This window comes from Grimontia sp. AD028, from assembly GCF_000973155.1.
Lineage (GTDB): Bacteria > Pseudomonadota > Gammaproteobacteria > Enterobacterales > Vibrionaceae > Enterovibrio > Enterovibrio indicus.
Genome location: NZ_LASY01000134.1, coordinates 1 through 6,022, shown reverse-complemented (window position 1 = coordinate 6,022; position 6,022 = coordinate 1). Strand labels below are relative to the sequence as shown.

The 6,022-nt window shown below is 49.2% G+C and carries 8 protein-coding genes; 3 read left to right on the top strand and 5 right to left on the bottom strand.

Features of this window, described 5'->3' with window-relative positions; translation table 11 throughout:
* Positions 1-40: 40 nt before the first annotated feature.
* Together RN22_RS21745 and RN22_RS21740 are read right to left on the bottom strand one after the other, a co-directional pair.
* Complete coding sequence (locus tag RN22_RS21745; RefSeq protein WP_046307699.1) at positions 41-427, bottom strand: (deoxy)nucleoside triphosphate pyrophosphohydrolase; 387 nt, start codon at positions 425-427, stop codon at positions 41-43.
* Positions 427-1,071, bottom strand: coding sequence for a YecA family protein (locus RN22_RS21740; protein WP_046307697.1), 645 nt, complete (start codon positions 1,069-1,071; stop codon positions 427-429). The genes RN22_RS21745 and RN22_RS21740 overlap by 1 nt, the downstream gene beginning before the upstream one ends.
* 202 nt (positions 1,072-1,273) lie before the next feature.
* Here RN22_RS21740 and RN22_RS21735 point away from each other — a divergent pair, with 202 nt between their 5' ends.
* Complete coding sequence (locus RN22_RS21735) at positions 1,274-1,948, top strand: nucleoside-diphosphate sugar epimerase (protein WP_046307694.1); 675 nt, start codon at positions 1,274-1,276, stop codon at positions 1,946-1,948.
* A 71-nt stretch (positions 1,949-2,019) separates the two neighbouring features.
* Here RN22_RS21735 and dusC read toward each other — a convergent pair whose 3' ends face one another.
* Positions 2,020-2,994: a tRNA dihydrouridine(16) synthase DusC gene (gene dusC, locus RN22_RS21730; RefSeq protein WP_046307692.1), complete on the bottom strand. Its 975-nt coding sequence runs from the start codon at positions 2,992-2,994 to the stop codon at positions 2,020-2,022.
* A gap of 5 nt (positions 2,995-2,999) precedes the next feature.
* Positions 3,000-3,443: a YcgN family cysteine cluster protein gene (locus RN22_RS21725; RefSeq protein WP_046307690.1), complete on the bottom strand. Its 444-nt coding sequence runs from the start codon at positions 3,441-3,443 to the stop codon at positions 3,000-3,002.
* A 217-nt stretch (positions 3,444-3,660) separates the two neighbouring features.
* Between RN22_RS21725 and RN22_RS21720 the strand changes: the two genes are divergently transcribed.
* Positions 3,661-3,924, top strand: a complete 264-nt coding sequence (locus tag RN22_RS21720; protein WP_002541050.1) for a YkgJ family cysteine cluster protein — start codon at positions 3,661-3,663, stop codon at positions 3,922-3,924.
* Here the strand turns inward: RN22_RS21720 and RN22_RS21715 are convergent.
* Positions 3,921-4,502, bottom strand: coding sequence for a sugar O-acetyltransferase (locus RN22_RS21715; protein ID WP_046307687.1), 582 nt, complete (start codon positions 4,500-4,502; stop codon positions 3,921-3,923). The two genes, RN22_RS21720 and RN22_RS21715, sit on opposite strands and share 4 nt — an antisense overlap.
* Before the next feature lie 58 nt (positions 4,503-4,560).
* Here RN22_RS21715 and RN22_RS21710 point away from each other — a divergent pair, with 58 nt between their 5' ends.
* A complete protein-coding gene (locus RN22_RS21710; protein ID WP_046307686.1) occupies positions 4,561-5,979 on the top strand; it encodes a hypothetical protein in 1,419 nt (472 codons plus the stop codon).
* Positions 5,980-6,022: the final 43 nt, after the last annotated feature.

Genomic DNA, 6,022 nt, shown 5'->3' with positions numbered 1-6,022 from the left:
GCTTAATTCACATGCATTACAGCCTTGGCTGGGATTTTTGTTATTTGCTTTTCAGTAGCGCTACCAAGGGCTTATCTGCATCACTGAAGATATAATCCTCCAACTCAGATTGGCTTACCCATGCTTTTGCCTGATGGCAATGCAGGGTCAACTCACCTTCCACCAGCTTACAGCGGTAGCTTTTAAGTAGTATCGACTTGGTCGGATAATGGTGGAGTGTTTCGGTGAGATACTCACCAACCTCTACCTTAATAGACAACTCTTCCAATAGCTCTCTGGCTAAAGCCTCTGGCTCAGTTTCTCCCTGCTCTACTTTGCCACCAGGAAACTCCCAAAGACCGCCTTCATGATCAAAGCGCTGAGTAATGAGAATGCTATCACCGTCAGTGAGCACACCAGCGACAACCAAGATTGGAGAAATCGTCATCACTTACCACAGCACTTCTTGAATTTCTTTCCGCTGCCACAAGGGCATGGGTCATTACGACCAACAGTTTTGTACGGATTCACTGCACGAGCGCCGGACCCCTGCTGCACTTCATCAGCCGCCAACGCCACTTCGTTAATCATCAGAGGTAGTTGCTGGTAGTACTTCTCTGGCGATGGCAGTGCCGCCAGTCCTGCTTCTTTCATTTGGTCCAGCGTACCTTGCTCGTCATGAAGGAAAAGCATGGTCGTCATCAGTGCCGAAAGCATGCGTCGGCTACCATCAGACACTTTGATCTCTTGCCATGCCGGTTCAATGTGAGGCCAAACAGCAAGAAAGCCTTCGGCAAAAGCCTGATGATTTTCATTTCGTGATGCGTCGAGTGACAACTCTAAAGGCAGTTCGTAGGTGTGCTTCATCAGCGCTACATACTGCTGCTCAAATCGCAGCATCACCGCCTTTTTCTGCTCAGTGGTCATTGGCTCTACATCGTCTTCGTCCATTCCACCTGTCACCAGAATAGGCAACCAGCTATTTTCAGGGTCCAAAGGTGCTGGAGACAGGTTCGCAGCCAAAAGCGCACCTTCAATAAAAGTGGCTGGCATACCTTCCCAGTCACTTTGTAATTCGACCATCGACGTCATTGTGGATCTCTAATAATGTAAAAAACGGATCATAACCCAAAACGACCGTCACCGCTGATTTTCGACTTCTCCTTATGAAAATAAGGTCATTTTTTGACCGGCAGAACTACGCGACAAATCGAATAATTGGTCTAAGGCGTTGAATAGTTTTGCTCAAACCGTGGTAGTCTAGCCGCAATTGATTTAAGAGGACTTTCTGTCAGTGCCATCGTCTCGAAGTGTCATTATCGCCGGTGCGACCGGCTTGGTAGGTGACGAGTTATTACATCAATTACTGGGGGACCCTGATGTCTCCCATATCCACGTTGTAACGCGACGCCCTGTCGCTGTGGTGTCTGAAAAAATCATTGTCCATCAAAGTCCTGACCTTTCAGTCACTCACTGGCAACCTCAATGGCCCGTGCCACTTCAAGGGTATATTTCCTTAGGTACAACCAAGAAGCAGGCAGGGTCAAAAGTCGCTTTGGAAGAGGTGGATTATCACCTTGTGGTCAAAGTCGCACGTATGATGGCCGTCGTCGGCGTAAAGCATCTGGCCGTGGTTTCCAGTATGTTGGCTCACCCTTGGTCACCATCCCATTACCTGCGCTGCAAAGGTAAAATGGAGCGTGCACTTTCAGAGATGGGGTATGAACGCCTTTTAGTGGCACGTCCCGGTCCTTTGGTTGGAGAGCGTGAAGAACCAAGAAAGGATGAACAATTCCTGCAGCGAATCATGCCGCTGCTGAACCCATTCCTTGCGGGTCCTTTGGCAGATTTTGAGCCTGTAGAAGCCGTGCGTGTTGCGCGAGCCATGATCTCAGCGCTGTCCGAACAGAATTGGCCTGGACGCATCGACTACCGTATTTTGCCGGGTCGGGTCTTAAACCAGTACTGATCTAGGTAGCAAAAACGAAAAGAGAAAAGGCAGACCAAAGTCTGCCTTTTTTATGTTTCTTGAAATCAATTTTAAGCAAAGCTCTCAACAGCAGTCTGACGCTCCACATTGTTGAGCGTGCTGATGATTTCACCCAGAATTTGTTGTTTGTCTTTAAGCTGGCGAATACGCACAAACAGCTCTTTCGCTTCTGGATATTCAGCCTGCAGATAACGGAACCATTGTTTTACTCGGTTCGGGTAGTACATACCCTTGTCACCACGAATTTCAAATTCTGAATAGCGAACCAAGAGCATCAGCACTTGATGCCAAGACATCGGTGCATTATCGGCTTTAATGTGTGCCGCAAGATTCGGCATATTCAGCGCGCCACGGCAAACCATCAAAGTTTCACAACCCGACACTTCCGCACATTTTAGCGCGTCATCTCGACACCAAATATCACCATTGGCAATCACTGGAATCGACAAGTTCTTTGCCAAATCACCAATCAAATCCCAACGTATAGTGCCCGCCTTGTAAGCATCTGCTTTGCTGCGACCATGAACGACAATTTCACTGGCCCCACCCGATTGCACCGCATCGGCAATTTCACGATAGGCAGAGACATCATCAAAGCCCAGACGCACTTTGGCGCTGACCACTTGATCGGAAGGCACCGCTTCGCGAACGGCTTTCACCACCTGATACATCAGCTCAGGTTCTTTCAGAAGAGCCGCCCCACCTTTGTTGCCGTTTACCGTCTTGGATGGGCACCCAAAGTTAATATCCACCCCAGACGAGCCGAGTTCCGCCACCAGTGCGGCATTTTCACCCATGTATTGCGGAGACTGACCTAGCAGTTGTACACGCACAGGTGTCCCCGACAGCGTTTTACCGCCATTTTCCAGTTCAGGGCTTAACTTGTAGTAGACGCGGGGTGGCAGCTTCGCATCGACGACACGGACAAATTCGGTCACGCAGAGATCATAAGGGTTAATCTCTGTCAGCATTTGACGCATCAAAGGGTCAAGCACGCCCTCCATTGGACCAAGGGTCAACTTCACAGGAGTTAACCTCGACGGCTAGGATGATTGATGATGTGGTCTTCCCAATCAATCACGTCGATTTCGTAAACCACTTTCTCGCGTACTGATTCGTTCGCGGCATGCATCACGTCTTTTGACCCGGTAATCAGTGGGTGCCAAGCTGGAAGTGGTTTATCTTCTGCCAGCAAACGGTAAGCACAGGTATCTGGCAGCCAGTAAAACTCTTCGATTTTCTCCCGGGAAAGCTTCAGGCAGTCTTCGTCATAGCTAAAACGGTTTTGGTAGTCTTTACACGAGCAGGTCTTGTCATCCAACAGGCTGCAAGCGATGTTGGTGTAGTACAACTCCTCGGTGTCTTCATCGATCAGTTTGTGAAGACAGCACTTACCGCAACCGTCGCACAGTGATTCCCACTCTGCGTCAGTCATTTCAGTCAGTGATTTTTTTTCCCAGAAAGGCGTTGTCATGCTTACCCGTACCTGCCAGTCAATCTTGATAAAGGCGCTCGTTATACCACCCAGAGCAGAAACTGCAAGCGCAAGGCGAAATCCCTGCGTTCAGCGACTGTCAATCAAGGTCTTATGGGCGATTACCATCAACACTTTGCGTTTACCCAAAGTGAGTGATACTGTGCGCGCCCACGATTGGATTATAACCAAATACCCCGTTCATTGAGGCTGAGAGATGACTGATACCGCTGTAAGCTGTCGTTTAGGCTGTGGTGCTTGCTGCATCGCGCCAAGCATTTCTTCGCCTATTCCAGGTATGCCCAATGGCAAACCGGCCGGGGTCCGTTGTATCCAATTGAATGAAGAGAATCTTTGTAAAATTTTCGGCCAGCCTGAGCGCCCTGCCGTGTGTGGGCAATTCAAAGCTGACCGGGATATTTGTGGCAGCACCAATCAATATGCGATTGACGTGCTCACAGAGTTGGAATCGTTAACTTAACTGCGCTCAGCGATTTCCTCAGCAGTCAGCTCACGCACCACTTTGGCAGGGTTACCGACAGCAATCGTGTTGTCTGGAATATCTTTTGTCACCACACTGCCCGCGCCAATGACACAGTTCTTACCAATCGTCACACCCGGCAGAACAATCACACCGCCACCTAACCACGCATTGTCGCCGATGCTGATGGGCAAACCGTATTCAACCAAATCATAGGCACGGCGCTGAACATCCAATGGGTGTGTTGCTGTCAAAAGCTGCACATTGTTCGCCATCATCACGCGATGACCGATAGTCACAGGCGCAACATCCAAAATGGTGCAGTTAAAGTTGATAAAAACATTCTCGCCGAAGGCCACATGAATGCCGTAATCGCAGAAAAATGGCGGCTCGATATACACTGAGTCGGGCGCGTTTGGCAGCAAATCACGCTTAGCCCTTTTCCAGTCGTCACTCTCAGGTACGCTTTGGTTAAAGCGACGCATGGCTTCACGGCATCGCATTTTATCTGCCACCAGCTCTTCATCACTCGCGCGATAAAGCTCACCACTTAGCATTTTTTGCTTCTCGGTTTTCATTTTTTGTCCTTTGTACCGACACTGTTAAAGCCGAACAGTAACTTATAGATAGGGCACAATGCTGAGATCCCGGTTCTTTTTCTTACTATTTGCTACCTTGCTAGTTGGGTGTACTGGGCCACACCAAACTACCCTGTTCACTCAAAATGGGGAGACGTGTGAAAGTCGCCTCTCTGCTTATTACAAGAAAGTCGAACAAGGACGTGATTTCAAACTGCCTTACCATCAGGATTTACGCTTTCCTCATCTGGCTTTTGACCGTTTCAGCACTTCCTTTGTTGGAGAGCTAGCTAGCGCTTCTGCGCAAGCTCAATGGCTCACCTATGTGGGTCATAAAGGGAAAGAGCAACTTGATGTCGCATTGGCTTTAGCACCCGTCGATACCCGCCATCAGATTGAATTGAAGCAATGCCAGCAGCAATTACTCGAGGAAAGCATCGAAAATTCCCGTTTTTGGGGAGAATTGGAGAGCCATCCCCCTTCCGTACCGACAGCTTACGAGCATTGGAAGCGAGTGGTAGGCGTTTACCCTGTTGCCACGCTTGTCGCCGAAGGCCAAATTGAAGATGAACAGGAGCGCATCAAAGCAGATTTTGGCAGAGCGCTGAAACACCCTTTCCGTTATGGCGAGCCACCGACACATCTGACGCAGCAAAACGTGAAAGCCATATTCGAAGAAGCGAGTCGCTATTCCTCACTGCAATGGCCTTTGCTCACCAACGATGAATCTGAGGCATTACTCGATAGGTTCTCACCTCTGTTTGTCGTCGAAACCTTATCACCCGATGACATCCCCGGCGCACTGGCGATGGAGAGCCAAGACAGGGTATTGATCAATACCCAAAAGCCCGTTATTTACCGCTCCGTCACCTACACCCGTTTTCATGGGAAAGTGCTCCCTCAACTCAATTACGCATTGTGGTTCCCAGCAAGAACCTCAAAAGGCCACATCGACCCGTATGCAGGAGAGTTTGATGCGGTGAATGTGCGCATCACGCTGGGTGAAGATGGTGCCCCACTGATTCTGGATTCCATTCACCAGTGCGGTTGCTATCACATGGTGTATGCATTGAGTCCAACACTATGGTTTACAGAGCGCGATGACGAAAAGCCAATCCAGAACTACCTGTTCCCAACTACAGATAACGGTCGTTTTGAAATCAGTTTAACTGGCGGAGAGCACATGATCAGCGCGATTCATGTTACTGATAACATTCAACCCGATATCACGCTTCAGGCGAGAGAAATCAAAGAGTCACTGATGCTTTCGGATAGCACAGGAATGAGGAAAAGCCCTTTTGATGAATTCGGCATTCTGGAACAAAGTCTTCGCGGTGAGCGCTGGTTCCTGTGGCCATTTGGCGTGCGCTCCCCAGGTGCAATGAGACAACATGGACAGCATGCCATTGCCTTTATTGGAGAGCGTCACTTTGATGATGCTTTCATCCTAGAAACCCTGTTATACCAATCACAGTAGGTAGCTGATCAGAAATGGCGCAGGAAAAATGCTCGAGAACAAG

Bases quoted from the DNA above. Each gene is read 5' to 3' on its own strand.
- RN22_RS21745 (WP_046307699.1), bottom strand. From the start codon at position 427: ATGACGATTTCTCCAATCTTGGTTGTCGCTGGTGTGCTCACTGACGGT.
- RN22_RS21740 (WP_046307697.1), bottom strand. From the start codon at position 1,071: ATGACGTCGATGGTCGAATTACAAAGTGACTGGGAAGGTATGCCAGCC.
- RN22_RS21725 (WP_046307690.1), bottom strand. From the start codon at position 3,443: ATGACAACGCCTTTCTGGGAAAAAAAATCACTGACTGAAATGACTGAC.
- RN22_RS21720 (WP_002541050.1), top strand. From the start codon at position 3,661: ATGACTGATACCGCTGTAAGCTGTCGTTTAGGCTGTGGTGCTTGCTGC.
- RN22_RS21715 (WP_046307687.1), bottom strand. From the start codon at position 4,502: ATGAAAACCGAGAAGCAAAAAATGCTAAGTGGTGAGCTTTATCGCGCG.
- RN22_RS21710 (WP_046307686.1), top strand. From the start codon at position 4,561: ATGCTGAGATCCCGGTTCTTTTTCTTACTATTTGCTACCTTGCTAGTT.